The following is a 339-nucleotide window of genomic DNA, read 5'->3' on the forward strand; positions in this document are numbered from 1 at the left end:
TTTGATCAACAACGCCGATTATGAGTACTAACTATTGCATCTAGAATCGTTATAAAACTGCTCGCTAGATAAAATGCCACAATGCTTAAAAAAGAGAAAAGCCTCAGCCTTTCTCTTCCTATTTTGTACCTTTAAGCATTAATGCTAAGTGAGCTCAGCTATTCAGCAAAAGGCGCGCTTTACCAATTAGATTTGCTCAACGAAACCCATTAGGTGCTGTTTCACTTCGTCTGAAGCAAAAGCGCTTTCTACCGAGTACTTGTAGATTTCTACGTAATCTTCTTTTGTTAGACCGAATGTTTCACACACACGCTTCACTTCGTTGGTCATGGTTGTGTT

The 339-nt window shown here is 39.2% G+C and carries 1 pseudogene; it reads right to left on the reverse strand.

From position 1 onward, the window contains the following. Window positions 1–186: 186 nt before the first annotated feature. Window positions 187–339: pseudogene (locus AB4623_RS23780) on the reverse strand (adenosine deaminase); the annotation flags it as partial.

This window comes from Vibrio sp. 10N.222.52.C12 (assembly GCF_041474215.1).
GTDB lineage: Bacteria > Pseudomonadota > Gammaproteobacteria > Enterobacterales > Vibrionaceae > Vibrio > Vibrio crassostreae_C.